At 69.7% G+C, this 24,101-nt stretch carries 17 protein-coding genes; 4 read left to right on the forward strand and 13 right to left on the reverse strand.

Annotation, left to right across the window (positions count from 1 at the left end; translation table 11 throughout):
- The 3 genes from OZ403_RS04995 to OZ403_RS05005 all read right to left on the reverse strand — a co-directional run bounded on the left by OZ403_RS04995 (position 1) and on the right by OZ403_RS05005 (position 3,662).
- Positions 1-951 (reverse strand): cytochrome-c peroxidase, encoded by a 951-nt coding sequence (locus tag OZ403_RS04995; RefSeq protein ID WP_268783607.1) that lies wholly within the window; start codon positions 949-951, stop codon positions 1-3.
- Between the two features lie 122 nt (positions 952-1,073).
- On the reverse strand, positions 1,074-2,165 hold the full coding sequence (locus OZ403_RS05000) for an MbnP family protein (RefSeq protein ID WP_268783608.1): 1,092 nt from the start codon (positions 2,163-2,165) through the stop codon (positions 1,074-1,076).
- A gap of 99 nt (positions 2,166-2,264) precedes the next feature.
- The gene (locus OZ403_RS05005) at positions 2,265-3,662 is read right to left on the reverse strand and encodes a chloride channel protein (protein ID WP_268783609.1); all 1,398 of its coding nucleotides are present in this window, start codon (positions 3,660-3,662) and stop codon (positions 2,265-2,267) included.
- Between the two features lie 132 nt (positions 3,663-3,794).
- On the opposite strand from OZ403_RS05005, the gene OZ403_RS05010 reads away from it, so the two are divergent.
- The 4 genes from OZ403_RS05010 to OZ403_RS05025 all read left to right on the forward strand — a co-directional run bounded on the left by OZ403_RS05010 (position 3,795) and on the right by OZ403_RS05025 (position 9,039).
- Positions 3,795-6,272 (forward strand): heavy metal translocating P-type ATPase, encoded by a 2,478-nt coding sequence (locus OZ403_RS05010; protein ID WP_268783610.1) that lies wholly within the window; start codon positions 3,795-3,797, stop codon positions 6,270-6,272.
- A 140-nt stretch (positions 6,273-6,412) separates the two neighbouring features.
- A complete protein-coding gene (locus OZ403_RS05015; RefSeq protein WP_140787784.1) occupies positions 6,413-6,826 on the forward strand; it encodes a four-helix bundle copper-binding protein in 414 nt (137 codons plus the stop codon).
- 88 nt (positions 6,827-6,914) lie between these two features.
- Complete coding sequence (locus OZ403_RS05020; protein ID WP_140787786.1) at positions 6,915-8,006, forward strand: aromatic ring-hydroxylating oxygenase subunit alpha; 1,092 nt, start codon at positions 6,915-6,917, stop codon at positions 8,004-8,006.
- Between the two features lie 151 nt (positions 8,007-8,157).
- A complete protein-coding gene (locus OZ403_RS05025; RefSeq protein WP_140787787.1) occupies positions 8,158-9,039 on the forward strand; it encodes a hypothetical protein in 882 nt (293 codons plus the stop codon).
- A 60-nt stretch (positions 9,040-9,099) separates the two neighbouring features.
- Here OZ403_RS05025 and OZ403_RS05030 read toward each other — a convergent pair whose 3' ends face one another.
- The 10 genes from OZ403_RS05030 to OZ403_RS05075 form a co-directional block, all read right to left on the reverse strand.
- Positions 9,100-12,249 (reverse strand): efflux RND transporter permease subunit, encoded by a 3,150-nt coding sequence (locus tag OZ403_RS05030; RefSeq protein ID WP_268783611.1) that lies wholly within the window; start codon positions 12,247-12,249, stop codon positions 9,100-9,102.
- A complete protein-coding gene (locus OZ403_RS05035; protein WP_268783612.1) occupies positions 12,239-13,438 on the reverse strand; it encodes an efflux RND transporter periplasmic adaptor subunit in 1,200 nt (399 codons plus the stop codon). Before OZ403_RS05035 ends, OZ403_RS05030 begins: the two co-directional genes overlap by 11 nt.
- A complete protein-coding gene (locus OZ403_RS05040; RefSeq protein ID WP_140787793.1) occupies positions 13,435-14,697 on the reverse strand; it encodes a TolC family protein in 1,263 nt (420 codons plus the stop codon). The genes OZ403_RS05035 and OZ403_RS05040 overlap by 4 nt, the downstream gene beginning before the upstream one ends.
- A 109-nt stretch (positions 14,698-14,806) precedes the next feature.
- Complete coding sequence (locus OZ403_RS05045; RefSeq protein ID WP_140787795.1) at positions 14,807-15,121, reverse strand: hypothetical protein; 315 nt, start codon at positions 15,119-15,121, stop codon at positions 14,807-14,809.
- A gap of 89 nt (positions 15,122-15,210) precedes the next feature.
- Positions 15,211-16,056, reverse strand: coding sequence for a peptidoglycan recognition protein family protein (locus tag OZ403_RS05050; protein WP_140787797.1), 846 nt, complete (start codon positions 16,054-16,056; stop codon positions 15,211-15,213).
- Positions 16,057-16,176: 120 nt separating this feature from the next.
- Positions 16,177-19,377, reverse strand: a complete 3,201-nt coding sequence (locus OZ403_RS05055; RefSeq protein ID WP_140797343.1) for an efflux RND transporter permease subunit — start codon at positions 19,375-19,377, stop codon at positions 16,177-16,179.
- A complete protein-coding gene (locus OZ403_RS05060; RefSeq protein ID WP_268783613.1) occupies positions 19,364-21,097 on the reverse strand; it encodes an efflux RND transporter periplasmic adaptor subunit in 1,734 nt (577 codons plus the stop codon). The genes OZ403_RS05055 and OZ403_RS05060 overlap by 14 nt, the downstream gene beginning before the upstream one ends.
- Positions 21,094-22,464, reverse strand: a complete 1,371-nt coding sequence (locus OZ403_RS05065; protein WP_140797344.1) for a TolC family protein — start codon at positions 22,462-22,464, stop codon at positions 21,094-21,096. The genes OZ403_RS05060 and OZ403_RS05065 overlap by 4 nt, the downstream gene beginning before the upstream one ends.
- Positions 22,465-22,591: 127 nt before the next feature.
- Positions 22,592-22,999, reverse strand: coding sequence for a hypothetical protein (locus OZ403_RS05070; RefSeq protein ID WP_268783614.1), 408 nt, complete (start codon positions 22,997-22,999; stop codon positions 22,592-22,594).
- A gap of 78 nt (positions 23,000-23,077) precedes the next feature.
- A complete protein-coding gene (locus OZ403_RS05075) occupies positions 23,078-24,043 on the reverse strand; it encodes a PLP-dependent cysteine synthase family protein (RefSeq protein WP_140787805.1) in 966 nt (321 codons plus the stop codon).
- Positions 24,044-24,101 lie beyond the last annotated feature (58 nt).

Raw genomic sequence — 24,101 nt, forward strand, 5'->3', positions numbered from 1 at the left:
TCACGGCGGAGGCGCCAGCTCGCTCGCGGTGAGGAACGGTTCATCTGTCAGGGCGTGGAGGAAGGCGAGGATGGCGTCTTTCTCCGCGTCATCCAGCGACAGCCCGGGAGATGGACCTTCGCGCTGGAAGGCGGCGTCGAGCGTGGTGGAGGCCACCATGCCGCCGCGGTAGTGCTCCAGGACGTCTTCCAGGGTCGCGAGCCGTCCGTCGTGCATGTACGGCGCGGTGACGGGCACGTTGCGCAGGGTGGGCGTCTTGAATCGCCCCGCGTCCTCGGCGCGCTGCGTGACGCGCCCCCTGCCTCGCGACTCCGCCTCGCCTTCGCCAAAGGCCGCGTCCGAGTCCAATCCATTGTTGTGGTAGGCGTTGTCGGTGAAGAGCTCCGTGGCGTGGCACGTGGCGCAGTGCCGCTGGACGAGCGCCATCCCGTGTTGCTCTCGAGGGCTCAGTCGCGCTCCTGGCTCACCCCGGCGCCATCTGTCATAGCGGGAGTCCGCGGAGACGAGCGTCCGTTGGAACTGGGCCAGGGCGCGCAGCAGGTTGCTCAGGGTGAGGCTGTCAGGGCCGAAGGCGTTCTCGAAGCGCTGGGCGAACTCCGGCTCCGAGGACAGCCGCGCCATCATGGACGATAGCTGGCTGTTACCCATCTCGTCCGGGTGCGTGAGCGGCGCCAGGGACAGGGACTCGAGGTTCTTCGAGCCGCCGTCCCAGAAGAGTCCTTCCATCCAGGCCAGGTTGATGAGGGCGGGGACGTGTCGCACCAGGGGGCGTCCGCTGACGCCACGCCGGGTGAGGGCCGCGTCGTCCGCGAAGGCTCGTGCCTGTTCATGGCAGGTGGCGCAGGACACCTGGCCATTGGAGGACAGCCGAGGTGAGTGGAACAGCCAGCGTCCCAGGGCGATGCCCTCGGGCGTGAGAGGATTGTCCGGAGGCGAGGGAATGGACGTCATGCCCACGGGGAGATGCTGTGGGAATGGGCCCTCCGCGTCTGGCGAGGAGGGCCCTTCTCCACACGCGCCCAGCAGGAGCCAGGCCAAGGACGCCGCAGCCATGCTCCGAGGCGCGGCGGGGCTCATCGGTCGGCGTTCTCCACCGACACCAGGGAGAACATGTTGGCGAAACCGTCCGACAGCGTGGCGCTCTCGGTGCTTTGTGTGGCGCCGATGCTGGGCGTGGTACGAGGGCTGAGCGACGTGAACAGGGTCTCCACATTGGCTTGCAGGTTCACCGCCAGGTGCTTCTGGGAATTGACGGTGACAGTGGTGGGGAACGGCAACTCCACCGTGCGGTAGTTGGCGTTGGTACCGGTGTCCCAGGTGAAGTCGCCCTGCGTGCCCTGGGCCGTCACGTAGGTGCCGTGCGTCTTGGTGAAGATGTAGCTGGTGAACCACATCCAGCTTACGGATGCCATGTTCTGGAGGACGTGCAGTTCGCCCGCCTGGCGGCTCAGGTCGTCGTTGTAGGTGGGGTCCACGCCGATGCTGAACCGGATGCCCGAGTAGGTGCCCGCGGGGACCGCTCGGGCCTGGACGCGCTCGCGGCGGTTGGCGGGAAGTGTCACGGGGGTTGAGGTGCCGTCCAACTCCTGCGCGTTGATGACCTCCATGAGGTGGTAGCTGTCGGTGAGCGCCCTCGTGGTGCCGTCCTGCTTGAGCAGCGTCACATTGGAGAGCCAGTAGCGAATCTGGGAGAAGGTGACGGTGCCTCCGCCCGCGGTGGCGTACGTCTGGCCCAGGGCGAATGGCGCGGTGCCGAAGACGAAGGCCGCGTTCAGCTCCAGGCTGCCGTCCATGGCGGCCAGCTGGGTTCGCAGCGCCGCGAGTTCCGCGCGCACCTGGGTGAGCTGTTGATAGACGCCCTCCCAGTCCTGCGATGCCAGCAGTTCCCGTGCCTCTTCGAGTTGCTGGGTGATGTCGGCCAGCTCCGCCTGAGCTGCTTCCGCGTCCAACTGCTGCCGCGCGACCTGGGCTTCGAGCCGGGTGACCTCTTCCTCGAGCTCCGAGACCTGCTGCTCGAGCTGGCGGCGTTGATCCTCCGAGGCCTGGAGTTGCTCGTCGGTCGCGCCGTCATCACCACAGGCGGGCAGTGCCAGGAGTGCCATGGCGGCCAGGGCCAGCATCCGGCCCAAAGCGGGGAGTGAAGAGAGGGAAGCGTGCTTTTTCATGGCACGGCACTGTGCCGAGTGCACTGCCGGGCGGAGCTGTGGCGTTTTGTCGCGCGGCAATATGTCACCAGGGACCGTGCGTCCCTGCCGTGTCCCCGCTCAATCGCTCGCGACGGGCTCCGCCGCCACGGCCTGCACGCGGCGCTGCTCGTTGTAGACAGACAACCGCAGCGTCAGCACGTACGTGACGCAGCAGGCGAGGACGGCGGGCGGGCCATACGCGGAGCCGAACACCTCCAGCACCAGGGCAATGGCCGCCAGGGGCACGCCGACCACCGCGACCAGCGCGGAGGCAATGCCCACCACCACGAACACCGTCACGTCCGCCGGCCCCGTGCCCGTCACCGACGCGAGCATCTGCGCCGTGGCCGCGCCCGACACGCCGCCCAGCACCATGCTGGGGATGAGCATGCCCGCTGAGCCACCGGACTGCACCGTGAAGCCCGTGGTGAGCAGCTTCCCACCCACGATGAGCAGCAGGTACCACCACAGCGACAGCGGCCCCGGCGTATCCGCCAGCAGCTGGGCGATGGTGTACTCGCCCATGCCCAGCACGTGCCGGAAGTCCATGCCCGCGCCGTAGTAGAGCCCTCCGGCCACCAGGACGGTGCACAGCGCCCCCATGGCGCCGCGCAATACCGGGCTGACGCGCTCCACCACCTGGCGCGTGTGTTTCATGGTCAGGCCGAACAGCAGCGCGATGGGTGCGGACACCGCCACGGCCACCAGCGCGGTGAGTCCGTACTCCCCCAGCGTGTACGTGTGCGGGTGCGGCGGCGCCACGAAGATGGGCTTGAAGCCGAGGAGGCGGTTGTTGAGCGCGTACGCGATGATTCCCGCCAGCAGGCAGTACGCCAGCTTCCGGTAGACAATGCGGTTGCCGTAGACGACCTCGAGCGCGAAGAGCGCGGCGGCGAACGGCGCGTTGAGCAGCGTTCCCACCGCCGCGGCGATGCCCGCCAGCTGGCAGGTGCGCAGCGTGTGCTCGGAGCGGGCACGGGTGAGGCGGGCCACGCCCGCGCCCAGGGACTCGCCCACCAGCACGACCGGACCCTCCAGCCCGCCCGACGCGCCGGTGCCCAGCGTGAGCAACGTGGCCACCGCCTTGCGCAGGGCGAGCCGGATGGCGGGCCGTGAGTAGCGAGGGCGCGGGTCGTCCGCCGGGTCCTCGTAGGTGATGTGGTAGTTGAAGAGCGCGACGTTCACCCCATCCGAGGCCACGTCGCTCCAGCCGGGCCGGCGGTTGAGCAGTCCTCGCAGCAGTCCGCCCAGCAGCAGCACGCCCGCGAGCACCAGCGGCGCCCACCAGAGGCTCCGTCCCGACGCGAACGCCAGCAACGTGTCACTGGTGGCATGGACGCCATACCGCAGCGCCGAGCACACCCCCCAGATGAGCACCGTGCCCAGTACCACCCGGCCCACCGTGCGCAGCACCGTGTCCCACGAGTCGTGAAGAGCACTCTGCTCCTCGTCCAGGGGCTCTCGACGGCCAGCCATGGAGCGAGAGGGTATGTGCTTGGAGGTCAAGATGAATGTCCGTGGCCGGAGGAGAGATTACCTCTAGGGAAACACCCAGAAAGAGCCGGCCGGGTGCTTCGTTGGCCTGGGCGAAAGGAGCCTCGAAGCGCCATGCCCCAACACCATTCGCACGCGCCGCATTCCCGCACGCCCCCTCCCTCTCCGGCCGGGGAGGCGCCCGCCATCGACCCCGTTTGCGGCATGAAGGTGGACCCGAACGCCCCGAAGGGCGGTCACCTGGAGCACGCCGGGCTGACCTACGCCTTCTGCAATCCCCGGTGCCGGGAGCGATTTCGCGCGGACCCGGAGCGCTACCTCTCGCCCGCGGAGACCGCGCCGGAACCGACGCCGGCGCCGGGCACCCTGTACGTCTGCCCCATGGACCCGGAGGTCCGCCAATCGCATCCCGGCGCCTGCCCCAAGTGCGGCATGGCGCTGGAGCCCGAGACGCTTCCCGTCCAGGAGTCCCGCGTGGAGTACGTGTGCCCCATGCACCCGGAGGTGGTGAAGAACGGCCCGGGGAGCTGCCCCAAGTGCGGCATGGCGCTGGAGCCGCGCACGGTGCTGGCGGAGGAGCCGCCGGACCCGGAGCTGCAATCCATGCGGCTGCGCTTCCGCGTGGGCCTGGCGCTCACGGTGCCGCTGCTCGTGCTGGCCATGTCGGACATGATTCCCGGGCAGCCGGTGCAACACGCGGTGTCCGCGGGCGTGCTGGCCTGGGCGCAGCTCGTGCTGGCCACGCCCGTGGTGCTCTGGGTGGGCTGGCCCTTCTTCCAGCGCGGCTGGGCGTCGGTGCGAAACCGGCACCTCAACATGTTCACCCTCATCGCCCTGGGGACGGGCGCGGCGTATCTGTTCAGCGTCTTCACCACGCTGCTGCCGCAGGCCCTGCCACAGGGACTGCGCACGGGGCACGGCGGCTCCGCGCCCCTCTATTTCGAAGCCGCCGCCGTCATCGTCACCCTGGTCGCGCTGGGACAGGTGTTGGAGCTGCGCGCCCGGCACGCGACCTCCGGTGCACTGCGGGCGCTGCTGAGCCTCGCGCCGCCGGTGGCGCGGCGAATGGGAGAGGACGGTCACGAGGAGGATGTGCCGCTCGCGAGCGTCCAGTCTGGGGACACGCTGCGCGTGCGCCCCGGAGAGAAGGTGCCCGTGGACGGCGTGGTGCTCCAGGGGACCAGCGCGGTGGATGAGTCCATGGTGACGGGCGAGTCGCTGCCCGTGGAGAAGGCCCCGGGCGCGCAGGTGACGGGCGGAACGGTGAATGGCACGGGCTCACTGGTGATGCGCGCCGAGCGCGTGGGCCAGGACACGTTGCTCTCCCGCATCGTCCAGCGCGTGAGTGAAGCGCAACGCACCCGCGCGCCGATTCAGCGGCTCGCCGACAAGGTGGCGGCCGTCTTCGTGCCGGTGGTCATCGCGGTGGCGGTGGTGACGGCGGGCGTGTGGGCCATCTGGGGACCCGAGCCTCGGTTGGCGCACGCGGTGGTCAACGCGGTGGCGGTGCTCATCATCGCCTGCCCCTGTGCGCTGGGGCTGGCCACGCCCATGTCCGTCATGGTGGGCACCGGGCGCGGCGCCCAGGCGGGCGTCCTCATCCGCGACGCGGCGGCGCTGGAGCGGCTGGAGGCGGTGGACACGCTGGTGGTGGACAAGACGGGCACGCTCACCGAGGGCAAGCCGCGCCTCGTGACGGTGGTGCCCGCGCCGGGCTTCGAGGAGGCGCGGCTGCTGCGGCTGGCCGCGAGCCTGGAGCGTGGCAGTGAGCACCCGTTGGCCGCGGCCATCGTCGCGGGCGCGAAGGAGCGTGGCGTGACGCTGGCGCCCGTGGAGGACTTCCGCTCGCTCACGGGCAAGGGCGTCGTGGGCAAGGTGGAGGGCGCCGACGTGGCCCTGGGCAACGCGGCCCTGACGGAGGCGCTCCAGGTGGATGGTGGGGACCTGACCTCCCGGGCCGAGGCGCTGCGAGCAGAGGGGCAGACGGTGGTGCTGGTGGCGGTGGAGGGGAAGGCCGCGGGGTTGCTCGGTGTCGAGGACCCGGTGAAGTCCTCCACGCCGGAGGCCCTGGCGTTGCTGCGCGAGGAAGGGCTTCGGGTGGTGATGCTCACGGGCGACAGCCAGACGACGGCGGACGCGGTGGCGCGGAGGCTGGGCATCACCGAGGTCATCGCCGGGGTGTTGCCGGAGGCGAAGGGCGACGCCGTCCGGAAGCTCCAGCAGGAGGGGCGGGTGGTTGCCATGGCGGGAGACGGCGTCAACGATGCGCCCGCGCTGGCGCAGGCGGACGTGGGCATCGCCATGGGCACCGGGACGGACATCGCGATGGAGAGCGCAGCCGTCACACTGGTGAAGGGGGACCTTCGGGCCATCGCTCGGGCACGCCGCCTGAGCCAGGGCACGCTGCGCAACATCCGGCAGAACCTCTTCTTCGCCTTCATCTACAACGCCGTGGGTGTGCCGGTGGCGGCGGGCGTGCTGTACCCCGTCTTCGGTCTGCTCCTCAGTCCCATCTTCGCCAGTGCCGCGATGAGCCTCTCGTCGGTGTCCGTCATCGGCAATGCGCTCCGGCTGCGGAAGCTGAAGCTGTAGGCCCGGTTGTGTGGGAGGCCGCCTGTACCGGGCCTCCTCCCTTGGGCCGGGGGCGGGCGGCCCGCCGAGGCCCACCGGAGCGGCGCTGGGATGCCCACCCTTGAGCTCGAACGCACCGCACCCTGGGAGAGGTGGACACCATGGCCTCAGTCGAAGTGATGAACGCCGACAGCGAGATGCGCCAGTGCATCGAGGATTGCCTGGCCTGTCACCGCGTCTGCCTGGAGACACTGACGTATTGTCTGGGAAAGGGCGGCAAGCATGCGGAGGCCAGACACCTGCGCTTGCTGATGGACTGCGCGGAAATCTGCCAGACGAGCGCGAACTTCATGCTGCGGGACTCGGAGCTGCATAGCCGCACCTGCTTCGCCTGCTCGGAAGTCTGCGGGCGCTGCGCGGAGTCCTGCGCGCAAATGGGCGAGGACGTGGTGATGAAGGCCTGCGCGGACATGTGCACCCAGTGTTCGGACTCGTGCTGGAGGATGGGCGGCGGTGTCATGTCGCAGACGCCCAACCCGGAGGCCGCCCAGCGCGCCGCCGACCTTCCCGCGTGAGAGGTCCGCCCGGAAGAGACCAGACAAGCCGGAACGGCCCTGTCGCGGAGCCCTTCACTCGCCGTCGAGGCCGATTAGAGTGCGCTCCATGAGCTCTCGCGAGGAGGGGCGCACCTCCGGTACGCCCGCTGGACATATCTCCGTCGTCCATCTGCCCAACGCCTGGTTCATCCTCTGTGCTTCGAGTGAGCTGGGAGACAAGCCCCTGGCGCGCACGCTCCAGGGTTCGCCCCTGGTGCTCTTCCGAGGTGAGGGCGGCAAGCCCGCGGCCCTGGTGGACCGCTGCCCGCACCGCAACGTGCCGTTGTCGCTGGGCCGGGTGCAGGAAGGCCAGCTCCAGTGCGGCTACCACGGCTGGCGTTTCGACGGCGCGGGGCAGTGCCGCGCCATCCCTGGTTTCCTGGGCGAGCCCGGCGCGCGTGCTCGCTGTGCCACGGCGCATGCCACGCGCGAGCAGGATGGCTTCGTCTGGGTCTACTCCACGCCGGGCGTCGAGCCCACCACGGAGCCCTACCGCTTCCCGCTGCTGGAGGCGCGCGAATACACCACCGTGCGCCGCACGCTGCGGGCCCCCGGTTCGCTGCACTCCACGCTGGAGAACACGTTGGACGTGCCCCACACCGCGTACCTCCATGGCGGGCTGTTCCGCACCGAGGAGAAGCGGAACGAAATCGACGTGGTGGTGCGCCGGAGCGCGGACAAGGTGGAGGCCGAGTACATCGGCGAGCCGCGTCCCAGCGGGCTCGTGGGCCGGCTGCTCGCGCCGGGTGGCGGGGTGGTGCAGCACTTCGATCGCTTCCTGATGCCCTCCATCGCCCAGGTGGAGTACCGCATCGGTGACACCAGCCACATCATGGTGACCTCCGCGATGACGCCCGTGTCGGACTGGGACACGCTGGTGTACGCGGTGGTGACGTTCCGTCTGCCATTGCCCCGCTGGTTGGTGCGCGCGGCGCTCCCGCTCATCATGCCCGTGGCGCTCCACATCTTCGGGCAGGACGCGCGCATCCTCCGGCAGCAGACGGAGACCATCCGCCGCTTCGGCACGGAGGCCTATGCCTCCACGGAAATCGACGTGCTCGGTCCCGGCATCCTCCGCCTGCTGCGCGCCGCCGAGCGCGAGAAGCCCGGCGCCGTGGGGGACACGGTGCATGAAACACGACTGAAGATGCGGACCTGAGAGCCATTGCGACGCGGCGTGTCGTGAGACACGGTGGAGACACTGGGTCTCACGATACCTGGGGCCGTTCCATGTGTCTGAATGGAGCCCTGGGCTGAAACACTCGCACGCTGTTAGCGTGGCGCCCCCTCGCAATCCCCCCGGAGTCCCCATGCGGTTTCCCGTTCGCGCGGCGCTGGCAGGCGCGGCGCTGCTGTTCGCGCCCCAGGCGTTGGCCACCAACTACACCCTGTGGATTCACGGGAAGAACTCCGGAGGCACGAAGCCGGGCAACTACGCCGACTTCTCCGCCTGGGGGCCCGCGTCCACGGCTGCGGGGGTGAACAAGAAGGCCGTCAACTGGGACGGGCGGCAGCGCATTGGCGGGCAGAATGAGCGCATCCGGGATGCGCTCGACTGCTACTGCACCGGAGACAACTGGTGCTACATCGCAGTGCACAGCGCGGGGAACCTCCAGATTGGTTACGCGCTGGCGTTGTATGGCGGCTCGGCGCGCTACAAGAAGAACGCGACACCGAATGCCAGCGGTGTGTGTGGCAACACGGATGGGAAGACGCAGACGGGCTGGAACATCAAGTGGGTGAACGTGGCGTCGGGTGCCGCTGGTGGTAGCGAGCTGGCGGACATGGGCGAGTGGGCCGTGGATGACCCCATCGTCAGCGACCTCAAGACGACCACCGCGCGCGCCATGTACAACCACAACACCACGCGTGGCATCCGGTTCAACATGTACGCGGGCGCCAAGGGGAAGGTGTACTCGGGGCTCCTCCCGGGCCAGGACGACGACGCGGTGTCCTATCACTCCACGGGCGGCGTGTCGGGCAGCGCGGGCGGGGCCTACTGCAACCCGTCCGACTGGTTCTGCAATGACCTGACCACCGGCGCGAACGCGTGCGAGGGCGGCCAGGCCAAGTGGACCAACCACTTCGTGGCGTTCCGCGATGACGCCGAGTCCCACGGCCACGGCGCCAACGGAAAGTGGGAAGGCATTGTCGGCAAGGTGCGCGCCGACATGGTCACCAACGCGAAGTAGGCGCAGGTTCGCCGCCGCCCTGCGAGGACAGGGCGGCGGCTCTCCAGGCGGTGCGTCGTCTCAGTGCTCCCCTGGCGTCTGGGTCCGAGCAGCCTTCCGGGCGGCCAGCCGCTGCGTCACTCGCACCTGCCACCCGTGCACGAAGGCATAGAAGGTGGGCAGCACCAGCAGGGTGAACAGCGTGGAGGTGACGAGCCCGCCCACCATGACGACGGCCAGGGGGCGCTCCACTTCCGTGCCGTGCAGTGGCAGCACCAGCAGCGGCAGCAGGCCCAGGATGGCGGTGCCCGCCGTCATCAGCTTGGGGCGGACGCGGCCGATGCTCGCCTCTCGAATCGCCTCATTGAAGGGCTTGCCGTGCTGCATGAGCAGCTTCGTCTGCGCCACCAGCACCAGGCCATTCTGGACGGCAATGCCAAACAGGCCGATGAGGCCCACCAGGCTGGACACGTTCCACGTCTCCCCGGCGATGAGCAGCGCGAGGATGCCGCCGACGAAGGCGTCCGGCAGGGTGGCGATGATGACCAGCGACTCCGCCAGCGAGCCCAGCGCCAGGTACAGCAGGATGAACACCGCGAGCAGGGCCACCGCGATGGCGACCGTCATCGCCTGCGCGGCGCGCTGCTGGCTCTCCACTTTCCCGCCCACGTCCAGGAAGTAGCCGGTGGGCAGCTTCAGCTCCGCCGCCAGCCGCTCGCGCACCTCGGCCGCCGTGCTGCCCAAGTCCCTGCCCGCGACACTGGCCTCCACGGCGATGCGCCGGCTGCCCGCCTCGCGGCGGATGCTGCCCGCGCCGAAGGTCTCCTCGATGGTGGCCAGCTGGCTCAACGGGATGCGCGTGCCGTCATGCCCGTCCACCAGCAGACCCCGGATGGCGGTGGCGTCTCCCCGGCGGTGGTCCGCCAGCCGCAGCAGCAAGTCATAGCGGCGCTGGCCCTTCCACACCTGGGCGAACTCCTGGCCCACCATCCCCACCTTCACGGCGTGGATGACGTCTCCGGGGGTCAGGCCCACGCGCGCCACCGCGGCGCGATTCACGGTGATGCGCAGCTGGGGCAAGCCGGTCAACTTCTCCGCTCGCAAGTCCTCCACTCCCTCCACCTTCGACATGATGGCCTGCGCCCGCTCCGCCAGTCCGGCCAGCGTCTCCAGCTCCGGCCCGAAGATGCGCACGGAGAGGTCCGCCGGGCTGCCGCCGAGCCCTTCATCGATGCGCATGCCCAGCGGCGTGGTGAACAGCGTCGACACGCCAGGGACCTGTCCCACCGCCTCACGCATCGCGGCCTCCAGGTCCTCCATCGAACGTCCCCGCTCCGGCTTGAGGATGACGAGCACGTCCGACAGCGTGTGCGGCATCGGGTCTTCCGTGCGTTCGGCACGGCCCGTGCGGCGCACCACGTCCTCCACCTCCGGGAACTTCAACAGCGCGTCCTCCACCAGGTGGTTGAGCCGGTCCACCTCCTCCAGCGAGGCCTCCGGCGGCAGCACCGTCTGGAGCAGCAGCGCGCCTTCATCCAGCTTCGGCATGAAGTCGCTGCCCACCACGAAGGCCAGCGAGAGGGCGGGTACGGTGATGGCCAAAGCTACCAGCCGCACGAGCCCCGCGTGGCGCATGCACGCCTCCAGCATGGGCGCGTAGACGTGTTTGATTTTGCGGATGACCCACACGTCCTCGGGCTGTCCTTCGCGGGGCGTGCGCAGGAAGAGCCCGGACGCCACCGGCACCAGCGTGAGGGCCAGTCCCAGCGACGCCGTCAGGCAGGCCACCACGGCCGCGGCGAGCGGCTGGTACATGCGCCCCTCGATGCCCGTCATGGCGAACAGGGGGATGAACACGGACACGACGATGAGCGTGGCGAAGGCGATGGGCCGGGCCATCTCCATGGACGCCGCCAGCGCCACTTCGCGTCGAGAGCGCTGACCCTTCGCTTCACGCAGACCGTGGACGATGTTCTCCGTGACGATGATGGCCGCGTCCACCAGCAGGCCCACGGCGATGGCCAGTCCGCCCAGTGTCATCGTGTTGATGCCGATGCCGGCGAACTTCAGCAGCACGCCCGCCAGCGCCAGGGACAGGGGCAGGGTGAGCGTGACGATGAGCGCCGCGCGCCAGTCTCCCAGGAGTAGGAAGAGCACGAGCACCACCAGCACCGCGCCCAGCAGGATGGCCCGGCTGACGCCGCCCAGCGCGGAGTCCACCAGCACCGACTGGTCATACACGATGCGAAGCTGCACGCCGGGCGGCAGGCCCTGTTTCAACTCCTGGATGGCGACGCGGATGCCCGCCGTCACCCGCTGTGTGTCCGCGCCGAACTGCTTGATGACACGGCAGCTCACGACCTCGCCCTTCAGCCGGTGGGCGATGCCCCGGCGCACGGCGGGGGCCTCGCGGATGTCGGCCACGTCGCCCAGCAGCACGGGCGTGCTGTCGCGCACGGCGACCACGGTGTCGCGCAGGTCCTCCACGGACTCCGCGCGCCCCACCGCGCGCACCGTCCACTCCATGGGGCCCTGCACCACGAAGCCGCCCGAGGCGTTCAGGTTCGCGCCTTCCAGCGCGTGCTCCACCTGGTTCAGGGTGATGCCACGCGCCACCATCTGGTCCGGGTCGAGCTGCACCTGGAACTGGCGCAGGTAGCCACCCAGGCGCTCCACACCGGCGACACCGGGCACGGCGAGCAGCCGGTTCTTCACCTCGAACTCGGCCAAATCCCTCAGCGTCATCAGCTCCGCCGCGCCGGGCTCCGCTTCCAGGGTGAACTCGAACACCTCATTGAGTCGCCCGGTGAGGCTGGAGACCAGCGGCACGTCCGTGCCGGGGGGGAGCTCGCTCTGCGCCTGGGCCACGCGCTCGACGACGTACTGCCGGCTGCGGAAGTAGTCGGCGTCTGGCTCGAACTCCACCGTGAGCTGGGTGACGCCCAGCTGCGAGGTGGAGCGGATGCGGCGTACCTCGGGCAGGCCCGCGAGCGCCACCTCCATGGGGATGGCCACGGCCGTCTCCAGCTCCTGCGCGCCCATCGCCGGGTTCTGCACGATGACGTTGAATATGGGGGCGGACAGGTCCGGGAACACGTCGCGCGTCAGTCCCTGGAGCGCCACCGCGCCGAAGGCGGAGAGCGCCAGGGCCAGCATCACGGTGAGACCAGGCCGGGCGAAGGAGGACCGCAGGATGCGGTTCATCCAGGAGTCGGGGGCCTCAGTGCGCATGGCCGTCACTCCCTCCGCCGCTCAACTTCTCCGCCTCCGCCTTGAGCAGGAACGCGCCTTCCACCACCACCTGCTCGCCGGGTTTCAGTCCGGTGAGGACCTCCACGTCGCCGCCCAGCGTGCGGCCCCGGCCCACCTCGCGCCGCTCGAAGACGCCGCGCGCGTCCGTGGGCAGGAAGGCCACCCAGCCACCTTCCAGCCGCTGGAGCGCCGCCGCGGGCACGGCGGTGATGGGCGCTCCCGGGTCCCCCAATGGGATGTAGGCCGACGCGGACATGCCGGGCCGAAGTTGGCCGTCGGCGTTGTCCAGCTCCAGCCTCACGGGGATGGTGCGTGAAGTCGCATCCACGCGCTGCCCCACGTGGCCCACCTTCGCCATGAACTCCTGGCCCGGAAAGGCCGCGAAGGTGATGCGGGCCTGCGTGCCACGCTGGATGCGCACGGCGTCACGCTCGAAGGCGTGCACCACCAGCCACAGCGAGGACACGTCACCAATGCAGAACAGCGGCAGGTTGGGGTCCGCCATCTGCCCCATCCGCGCGGTGCGTTCGACGACGGTGCCGGACAGGGGGGCGCGCAGGACGAAGCCCGGAGGGACGTTGCCACCGCGCAGCTCTTCTTCGCTCACGCCCAGGGCCACCAGCTCCGCGCGCGCGGCGGCGACCGAGGCCTCGGCGGCGGCGGCCCCTGCCTCGGCGGCTTGTACGTCCTTGCGCGCGATGATGCGCTCGTCAGCGAGCGTGCGCTTGCGCTCGGCGGCCTGACGCGCGGCCTGGGCCTGGGCCTGGGCCGCTTGCAGCGACGCGCGCGCCTTGCCCAGCTCGGGGCTGCGCAGGTCCGCGAGCTTTTCGCCCTGCTTCACCTCCTGACCGGTGGTGACGAAGACGGCGCTTACGCGGGCGGCGATGGGGGAGGCCACCTCCGCGTAGGCGTCCTCGCTGAAGGTGAGCTCTCCCAGGACGGTGACATTCTCACCGCCCGGTCGCACGCCCACGGGCGCGGTGGTGATGCGCAAGTCTCTCAACATCTCCGACGCGATGCGGACGTGGGGCACGCCATGGTCGTCGTGGTGGGCACCTGCCTGGGCGGGGGGCTCGTCATGTCCGTGCTCTTGCTCGTCGTGCGGCGTCTCGCGCTTGCAGGCGGTGAGCAGGAGGAGGGCGGCCACTGCGGCGTGGAGGGGCTTCATGGAAGGGCTCCGGTCTCCACGGCCAGTTGGACGCGGGCGAGGGCTGCCTGGAGGAGGCTGTCGAGGTAGGCGGCACGCGCTTCCAGCGTGTCGCGGCGAACGAGGAGGAATTCGGCGAGGCCCATCTCTCCGGCTTCGTAGGAGCGGCGAGCGAGACTTTCGTTGTCACTGAGCAGCGGCAGTGCGTCGGCTTCCAGCAGCGTCACGGCTTCCAGCCGCTTGCGGTGCTGCACGCGCGCGGCCTCCACCTGGACGTCCACTTCCAACCGGGCCGCGGCCAGCAGGGATTGGAGCCGGCGCACGCGGGCCTCGCCCGTTACCCGGGCGTTGTCTCCCCGGTCGAAGAGCGGCAGCGGCACGCTGAGGGCGCCGAGGTAGGCGATTTCATCAATCTCCCGCTGGTACAGAAACCCCGCGGTGATGTCCGGCCAGACGCTCGCCCGGCCCATGCGGCGGTCGGCATCCGCCTGGGCGAGTTCCGCTTCCAACGCGGTGATATCGGGCCGCGCCGCCACGGTGTTTGTCTTCGCCTCCGTGTCAGGCTGGAGCGCGAGCACTCGCAGCTCACCGCGGATGGCGAACGGATGCGTGAGCGGAAGGCCCAACATCGCGCGCAACTGGTGGAGTTGGACGGCCTCGTCCCCCTCCGCGGTGGCCACCTCCGCGCGCATGCGGGCCAGGGACACGCGCGCCACGTTGACGTCCACCACGGGCACATCACCGGCCTCGAAGCGCCGCTGGGCGGAGTTCGCCGTCTCCCGGGCGGCGGCCTCGGCTTCTCGCGCGAGGCTCAGCCGCTCCCGCGCATGCAGCGCCTGGAGGAAGCGCGCGGCGACGTCGCCCAGCACCCGGCGCTCGGCGTCGCGCTGGCGGGCCGTCTCCATCTCCAGACCGGCGCGCGCGGACTCCCGGCGGGCGCCGCGCTTTCCACCCAGCTCGAAGGACTGGCTGATGCCCACGCTCAAGTCCACCCCACGCACGGCGGGGTGTCCCGGCGAGCCAGGGTCACTGCGCGGGCCCGCCTGGAGCTCGAAGGTGGGGTTGTCATTCAGCAGCGACGCGGCGGCCGCCACGGGGCCCTGGGCCTCGGCGGCGCGGCCCGCGGCCTCCAGCAGCGCGGGTGCGCGCTGGCGGGCCAGGGCCAGGGTTTCTTCAAGAGACAGCGCGGCGTCGGCGGAGCCCGGCTGGGCCGCGGCGACACGCGGAAATAGGAGTGTGGCGGCGAGCCCGAAGGCTGCCACCGTGAGTGGATGGGGCACGGCGATGACCTCGCGAAAGGGAGGCGTGCGTCAGGTGGAGCGTGCCCCGCGATGACACACGGGCACACCTGTCCTGGCGGACGCGAGCGAACGAGACGGCGGACGCGACCTACGCGAGGGGTGCTATCGGGACGTGGAGGATGTCACCCCCGTCGGCCGACAACGGTTCGGCCTTCTCGTAGGCGACGCGCAAGGGCCGCGACACGAGCAGCACGAAGGAAGGCGGCGGGGCATGCGCGGCCACGGAGCGCACATGGCTACAGCAGGTGCAGTCGATGCAGTCCGGGGCGCACTGCCCCTGGTCATCATCGTCCGGGCAGCTCTGCGTGCAGACCTCGCCCACCGCGCCAGTGAGGGTGGGCATCAAGCCCCCCAGGCCCGGGGCGAACAGGAACAGGCAGACGATGAGCCAGATTCGGAGCACGCAGGCGGCCTTCTACCACGTTTCCAAACGCAATGCGTGCGAGGGGCTCACACTCAGCGAGCCTCCTCGCACGCAGGGGAAGAAGACTGTCAGGAGATGCCCTTGCGCAGCCGGTTCCAATCGAAGTTGGGCGCCGGGTCGTTCTTGCGGCCCTTGGGCACCGCCACGTCGGCGTGGCCCACGATGTTCTTCATCGGAATGTTGTGCTGCTGCTTCAGGTAGCCGGTGAGCTGGGTGAGCGACTTGTACTGCGCCTCGGTGAAGGGCGTCTTGCCGCTGCCGTCGTTCACGATTTCGATGCCGATGGAGCGGTTGTTGATGTCGGAGGGCACGCCGTGCAGCTCGCCCTTGCCCGCGTGCCAGGCGCGCTTGTCGTCACCGACCAGCTGATAGATCTTCCCGTCGCGGTCCACCATGTAGTGCGCGGACACCTTGCTCTGCGGATTGCGCATCCATGACAGGTCGCCCGCGCCGTTGTTGGTCGCGGTGTGGTGCATGACGATGGTGTCGATCTTCGTCCCGCCGCGCGAGTTCTGGTTCGGCGAGGGCGCGTTGATGACCGCGGGCTTGGTGAACTTGCCGCCCGGGGTGGTGGGCGTGGTGGGGCCACTGGTGCCCAGCGCCTTCTTCAGCGCCGCGTGCGTGAGGTCACCGTAGAAGCCGGTGGCGGGCAGCTTGTTGTCCGCCTGGAACTTCTTCACCGCCGTTTCCGTCTGCGGACCGAAGGAGCCGGGACCGGTGGTCACCTGGGCCTTCGTCATGTAGCCCACCTTCACGAGCGCATCCTGCAGTTGCTTCACCTTGGGCCCGGAGTCGCCCTTGCGCAGGCCCGCGGGCGGCGCGGAGACCGTGGCGGCCGCGGCGGCGGCGGTGCGGGGGGCCTGCGCCTGAGTGGCGCGGAACACGGAGGAGAGCGAGGGCAGGCGAAGGCTCATGAGGGCTTCCAGGGGGTAGAGGCTGCGTGAATCTGCCCGGATTATCGGCGCCCAGTCCCCGGGAGTTGCGTAGCTCCCGGGGCGAACTTGAGTGGCTGGATTCAGCTGGATTGCACTTTTTCAGGCTGTCTGAGTTTCGGCGGGCAGGGGTGGCTCTCCTGTGCCTTCCTCTGGCTGTTCCTGGGGAAGGTGGCGCCGCTTCCAGAGGGCGAAGATGGCCGGATACACGGTCAGCTCGAGTAAAAACGACGTCACAAGGCCGCCCACGAGGGGCGCGGCGATGCGCTTCATCACGTCCGCGCCCGTGCCGGTGCTCCACAGCACGGGGAGCAGGCCAATCATGTCCGTCATCACCGTCATCAACTTGGGACGGATACGACGCGCCGCGCCATCAACGATGGTCTCCGTCAGGTCGGCCATGGAGCGCAGCCGTCCCTCCTGGTCCGCCTTCTTATGGGCCAGGGTGAGGTAGAGCAGCATCACCACGCCCGTCTCCGCGTCCAGCCCGGCCAGGGCGATGAGCCCCACCCACACGGCGATGCTCATGTTGTAGTCGAGCAGGTACAGCAGCCACACCGCGCCAATCAGGCTGAAGGGCACCGCCAGCAGGACGATGCCCATCTCCACCACGGACTTCGTGCTGAAGTACAGCAGAAGGCACACCAGCAGCAGGGTGACGGGAATCACCACCTTGAGCTTCTCGGTGGCGCGCTCGAAGTACTTGAACTGGCCGCTCCACTCCACGCGCACGCCAGTGGGTGTCTTCACCTCGCGCGCCACCGCCGCCTTCGCGTCCTTCACGTAGTCCGCGATGGGCCGCGCGGTGTCCACGAAGACGTAGGTGACGAGCTTGCCGCCCTCGCTGCGAATCATCGGCGGGCCCTGCACGAAGCGAACGTCCGCCACCTGGGCCAGCGGCACCTGCGCGCCGGCCGGGGTGGGGACCAGCACCTCCTTCAACAGCTCGGGGCTGTCGCGGTACTCACGCGCGTAGCGCACGTTGATGGGGTAGCGCTCGCGGCCCTCCACCGTCTGGGAGACGTTCTCTCCGCCGATGGCGCCCATCACCACCTCGTTGATGTCCTTCACGCCCAGGCCCAGGCGCGCGGCCTCTTCCCGCTTCACCCCGATGTCCACGTAGAAGCCGCCGGTGGAGCGGTCCGCGAACGCGCTGCGCGTGCCGGGCACCTGGGCCACGGCCTTTTCAATGGCCACCGCCGCCTGCTCCAGCGTGTCCAGGTTGTCGCCAAACACCTGGATGCCCAGCGGACTTCGGATGCCGGTGGCCAGCATCTCCGTGCGCGTCTGGATGGGCATCCAGAAGATGTTGGGCATGCCCGGGTACTGGAGCGTCTCGTCCATCTCCGCCAGCAGGGCTTCCCAGGTGAGGCCCTTGCGCCACTCGGACTTCGGCTTGAGCACCACCGTCGTCTCGAACATGGACAGGGGCGCCGGGTCCGTGGCCGTCTCCGCGCGGCCCGCCTTGCCGAAGACGCTGACCACCTCTGGAATGCGCTTCAGCTCCCCGTCCATGGACTGGAGGATGCGCGTGGCCTCGGTGATGGACATGCCCGGCGGCGAGGTGGGCATGTAGAGGATGGCGCCTTCGTTGAGCGGCGGCATGAACTCATGACCCAGCCGCATGAAGGCCGGAATCGTCATCGCCATGGCCACCACGGACAGCGCCACCACCACCTTGGCGTGCCGCACCACGAAGCGCACCACCGGCATGTAGAGAGCCACCAGCCAGCGGTTGAGGGGGTTCTCGTCCTCCCGGCGGATGCGTCCGCGGATGAAGAGCACCGCCAGCGCGGGCGTGAGCGTCACCGCCAGCACCGCGGCGAAGCCCATGGAGTACGTCTTCGTGTACGCCAGCGGCTTGAAGAGCCGGCCTTCGGTGGCCTCCAGCGTGAAGACGGGGAGGAAGGCGACGGTGAGCACCAGCAGCGTGCCGAAGATGGAGGGCCCCACCTCCTGCATCGCGGAGATGATGACCTCGCGCCGCTCGCCGGGGCGGCCTTCCGCCTCCCACGCCTCCAGCTTCTTGTGGATGTTCTCCACGATGATGATGGAGGCATCCACCATGGCGCCAATGGCGACGATGATGCCGCCCAGGCTCATGATGTTGGCGGTGAGCCCCTGGTAGTACATGGGGATGAAGGCGAGCAGCACCGCCAGGGGCAGCGTGAAGATGGTGACCAGCGCGCTGCGCGCGTGCATCAGGAAGAGGAAGATGATGAGGCTGACCACCAGCATCTCCTCCACCAGCGCCCGGCTGAGCGTGCTGATGGACTCCTCGATGAGCCCCGAGCGGTCATAGGTGACGACCAGCTCCACGCCCTCCGGCAGGCCCGCGCGCACCTCCTCCAGGCGCTCCTTCACCGCCTCGATGACGGTGAGCGCGTTCTCCCCGTAGCGCATGACGACGATGCCGCCGGCCACCTCGCCCTTGCCGTCCAGCTCCGCGACACCCCGGCGGATGTCCGGCCCCAGGCTCACCGTGGCCACGTTGCGCACCAGCACGGGCGTGCCGTCCTCGCTCACCTTCAGCGGGATGTTCTCGATGTCCTGCGTGGAGCGGATGTAGCCACGCCCTCGGATGATGTGTTCGTGGCCCGCGATTTCCATCACCCGGCCGCCCACGTCCTCGTTGGACTCGCGGACCGCGCGTGTCACCTCGCCCAGCGTCACGCCGTAGGCGCGCAGTTGGTTGGGGTCCACCTGCACCTGGTACTGCTTGACGATGCCGCCCACGCTGGCGACTTCCGCCACGCCGGGCACGCTGGACAGCGCGTAGCGCACGTTCCAGTCCTGGAGGCTGCGCAGGTCCGCCAGGGAGTGCTTGCCGCTCTCGTCCACGAGCGCGTACTGGAACACCCAGCCCACGCCGGTGGCGTCCGGACCCAGCATGGGCGTCACACCCGCGGGCAGGCGTCCGCGCGCCGTCTCCATGTATTCGAGCACGCGGCTGCGCGCCCAGTACATGTCCGTGCCGTCCTCGAAGATGACGTAGATGAAGGACATGCCGAACATGGACTGGCCACGTACGGCCTTCACCTTCGGCGCCGACAGCAGGGAGGAGGAGATGGGGTAGGTGATCTGGTCCTCGACCAGATCCGGCCCACGTCCCATCCATTCGGTGAAGACGATGACCTGCGTGTCGGACAGGTCGGGGATGGCGTCCAGCTTGGTGTTGCGAACCGCGTGGACGGCCCACGCCGCCAGGGCGCCCACCAGCAGGATGGTGAGGAACGGGTTGCGGGCGCACGCGCCGATGATTCGGCCGATGAAGCCCTGTTCACCGTGCTCAGTGGGCTGCATGGCTGCCTCCGAAGGAGTCCGTGGCGGAGCGGATGCGGCTCTCCGCCGCGATGAGGAAGTTGCCGCTGGTGACGACGACGTCGCCGGGCGACAGGCCCTCCAGCACCTCGTAGGTGCCCTCTCCCCTGATGCCGAGCTTCACCTCCTGGGGCCGCAGCCGTCCCTCGCCCAGGTCCACGAACACCAGCCGCCGCGGGCCGGTGTAGATGACGGCCGAGTCGGGAATCTGGAGTCGCGCGCCGCCCTGCAGGACGAAGCGGACGTCCGCGTACATGTCCGGCTTCAGCTCCAGCTCCGGGTTGGGCAGCTCGATGCGGATGCGCCCCGTGCGCGTGGCGCCTTGCAAGGACGGGTACACGTAGCCGACGTGGCCCGCGTACTTCTTCCCAGGCAGGTAGGGCAGGGTGACTTCCACCGGCTGGCCCGGCTTCACGCGCGCCAGGTCCTGCTCGTACACGTCCGCCTCCACCCACACCTTCGCCAGCGGGGCGATGCGGAACAGGCGCTCGCCGGCCTTCACCGCCGCGCCCTCCACCACGTTCTTCTCCATCACGTAGCCGCTGGCGGGCGCCAGGAAGGGCATGTTCTCCACCGGCTGGCCTCGCTGGGCGACGCGCTCGATTTGCGCCGCGGACAGGCCCCACAGCTCCAGCCGCTTGCGCGCCGCGCCCACGAGTGACGCGTTGGCCGCGCTCTGGCTCTGACGCGCCAGCAGGTACTCCTGCTGCGCGGCGTAGAGCTCCGGGCTGTAGAGGGTGAAGAGGACGTCGCCCTTCTTCACCGGCTCGCCCGTGGCGTTGACGCGCAGCTCGTGGATGTAGCCGTCCAGCTTGAGGGTGACGTCCACCAGCGACTTCTCGTCGAAGGTGACGCGGCCGAGCGCGCGCAGGGACAGGTCCATGGGGGCCTGCGCCACCTTCGCCGTCTTCACGCCGATGCGCTGCCGCCGCAGGTCGTCCACCCGGATGATGCCGCTCTCCAGCTCGGCGCGGCTGACGGGTGTCAGGTCCATGCCGCAGATGGGGCACGCGCCCGGGCCGTGCTGCTTCACGGACGGGTGCATGGGGCAGGTGTAGTGCGCGATATCGCCCTCGCCGTGAGCACCCGCGGGAGCGGCCGAGCGCCACTCGCTGGTGGTGCCACACGCCAGCATGCGCCGGCCCATGTACGGGTTCTCCAGCTTGGGCTCGCGCTGGAGCCACTGATTCACCCCGTCCACCATGGGGCATTCGAAGACGTGCCAGTCTTCCTGGAGCCGCGGATCGGCGAACGCCAGGGCGATGAGCGCCTCACTCACGCGCGCGAAGTGCTGGCGCGCTGCCTCGGCGTCCTTCGCCGCAGCGAGGTGCGAGGCGCCGTCCGCGCCCTGCTGGAGCCATGCCTTCAGCGGCGTGCCGTCACCCTGTGTGGCCTCGGCGGCCTGCTGGAGCGCGGCCTTCAGCTCTCCAGCCCTGGCCGCGAGTCCTTCCACGGCGTCCTGCGCGAGCAGGGCCCGTGCGCCTTCGTAGGCCTCGAAGGCCGCGCGCGTGTACTCCAGGGCGGCGTCGGGCAGGGGTGTGCCCGCGCGACCGTGGGCGTCATGCGTGGCGGGCGCGGTGCCGGTGTGAGACGTGGTGCCGAAGAACCAGCCCGCGAGGGGCCTCCAGGTCACGGCGACGAGTACGGCGAGCGTCAGCACGCCCAGCCAGGGGGCGATGCGGCGGCGGTTCGGGGGGCTCATCGCGTCTCTCCGTTCCGGGGCAGACCCGGGGTGTGGCCCATGGCCTTGTCCAACTCCGCCCGGCGGCGCTGCACGTCCGCCAGGGCCGTCTGTTCACGCAGCTCCACGCGGCGCAGGCCGCGCTCCGCCTCGATGAGGACCTGGAAGCTGTTCTTGCCGCTCTCGAAGCCCGCGCGGGCGGCGGACACCTGGTCCTTCGCCGCGGGGACGAGCCGCTCCTGGAAGAGCGCCACCACCCGCCGCGTCTCCTCGGCACGCGAGCGCGCCTGCTCCACCTCGACGCGGATGTCGGAGATGAGCTGCTCTTCCTCCCGGCGCAGGCGCTTCAGGCCGGACTCGGCCTCCCGCACAGCGGCCTTCCGCTTGCCGAAGTCGAGCGGGATGTTGATGGTGACGCCCGCCATGAACTGGTGGGGCGTGTCCATCCACATGGAGTTGTACTCACCCATCACCATGACATCCGGGTAGTAGTCGCGCTTCGCGAGCCGGACGGCGGCCTCGCCTCCACCGAGCCGGGCCCGCAGGCCCTCCAGCTCCGGGCGCAGGCGCAGCGCTTCGTCTTGCAGCTGTTCGGCGGGCACGGACTCCGCGGCATGCGCGGGCATGGCCTCCGGCAGTGGCGGCAGCGGTGCCTGGGGGGCGCGGTGCAGCAGGCCGTTGAGCTGGGCGCGAAGCCGCTCGCGCTCGGCTTCGAACATCACCTGTTCGCGCAGCACCTCGCTCAGCTCCACCTCCGCCTGGAGCGGATCCTGCTGCGAGGCGCGGCCGGTGACGTATTGGGCCTCCGCGCTCTTCTTGAGCTGCCCGAGCAGCCGCAGGTGCTCCGCCGTGACGTCGAGCGAGCGCTCCACGACGAACAAGTCATCGAAGAGCGTGGAGGCCATGAGGGCCAGGCGCAGACGCAGGGCCTCGCGGTCCTCGCGCATCGCTTGCGCTTCCGCCAGCGCCATCTCCCCTCGCAGGCCGCGCTTGCCGGGGAAGGGGAGCTGCTGGCTCAGCCCCACGACCTGTCCGAAGGGCACGCTGCCAGTGATGCTCAGCGGCGCGACTTCATAGGTCAGCATCGGGTCTTCGAGCGCCGTCTCACGCGGGTAGCGTTCGAGACTGGCGCGCCACGCCTCACGCGCTGCTTCCAGCGAGGGGTTGCGCGCGAGCACCTGCCGCACCAGCTCCGCGCGCTCCAGCACGGGGGCGCTCGTGAAGGGCTCAGGTGCCTGTGCCTCCGGTGCCTGCCGGGCAACGGCTTCGAGTTGGGATTGATACCGCTGCTCATTGGCTCCGGCCGCGCCGGGGCCCAGCCACACGGCGACGCCGGTGGCGAGCACGGCCCGCGTGGCGGACCGCCTCCAGGTTCCATGGGGTGACATGACTTCCTGCTCCAGATGACGGGATACGAGCCTGTCGCCGGGAGAAGGACGTCACCGGCGGCGGGCGGAATCCGGCCGGTGGACACACGTCCACCTGCCAGGCCTCAGCGCTTGCGGGCCGGACGTCTCAAATGAGGTAGGAGCAGTGCTGCAGGTACAGCGGTGGCGCGGTGGAGTGATGCACGCCCCGGATGCGCACCCACGACGTGGGCAGGGCCTCGGGTGCTGGCGGCACCACGGGGACAGCCTGGGGAAGCACCGCCAGGGGTGTCAGCGCCCACGCATGGCGTGAGCTCGCGGTGACGGGCTCCGGCGCCGGGAGCTGCACGGCGAGTTCGCCGCAGCAGTCGTAGTGGTTGCCACGGATGCCCGCTTCCTGCGCGACGGGCGCGGCCTTTTTCCGCTTCGACTGGGGGCAGACACACGTCAGGTCCAGCTTCACCGTGCCCTGGCAGAAATGGAACAGCCCCTCGACCGCCCCCGCGATGGGAGGCAGCCCCAGGACCACCAGTAATGTCAGGACTCGGACGAGCATGAACGTGGGCTTGCCCAGCAGATAGCGCGGCGGGACGGCGCGTGCAACTCCGCACGCGCCACGTCATTCCCTTTCAACTCATGCCGCGCCGCGTGCTGGCACGGGCTTGGGCTGGATGAGCTCGGTGGAGAAGTAGCGCTCCATGCGGTCGGGGAACACCGTCACCACCTGCGCCTCCGGGCCCAGTCGCTTCGCGGCTTCCACCGCGGCGACGTAGTTGAGGCCGGACGACGGTCCCACCGGGAAGCCGCGGCGGATGAGCGCCCTGGCGGTGCTCATGGCGACGTCGTCCGACACGTCGATTTCAACGCGGCCCGGCATGTCCGCCTCGCGGTACAGCCGGGACATGCCATCCACCACGCCCGGGACGCGGGGGCTGAAGCTGCAACATTCGATGTCGCAGCCCAGGCCGGCGATGGGGCGCGCCACGAAGGCCGTCACCGGACAGCCTGCTTCCGCGAAGGCCTGGTACAGGCCCACCACGGTGCCGCCCGTGCCTACGCCGCTGACCACGCCGTGCACCAGCCCGCCTGGGATTTGCGACAGAATCTCCTGGCCCGTCCACACCCGGTGGGCCTCGGCGTTGTCCAGGTTCTCGAACTGACGCGGCGCGAAGGCCTTGCGCTCACGCGCCAGCTCCTCCGCCTTCACGATGGCGCCGTGCACGCCGGCTTCGCGCGGCACCAGCACCACGTCACCACCATAGGCGCGGATGGTGAGGATGCGCTCCCCGGTGACGCCCTCCGGCATCACCGCGGTGAAGCGCAGGCCCATCTGGGCGCAGGCCAGCGCCAGGGCGATGCTCGTGGAGCCGCTGGACGCCTCGATGACCTCGCCGCCGGGGACCAGCTCCCCCTGGCGCCACGCCTTCTCCAGCATGTAGCGCGCGATGCGGTCCTTGGTGGAGCCGCTGGGGTTGAGGAACTCCAGCTTGCACCAGATGGTGGGGCCCTCCTCGTGGAGACGTACGGGGACGAGCGGAGTGGGACCCACGGCCTGGAGGAAGCGGCCGTCCGCGGGAAGAGGGCGACAGGGAGGGCGCATGCGGCCTTCCCTATCGCGAAACGGCTCGGTCGGCACGGGTCATGAACTTTTCGCTGGG

Origin of the sequence: Myxococcus sp. NMCA1 (genome assembly GCF_026810205.1) — a bacterium.
Classification (GTDB): Bacteria; Myxococcota; Myxococcia; order Myxococcales; family Myxococcaceae; genus Myxococcus; species Myxococcus xanthus_A.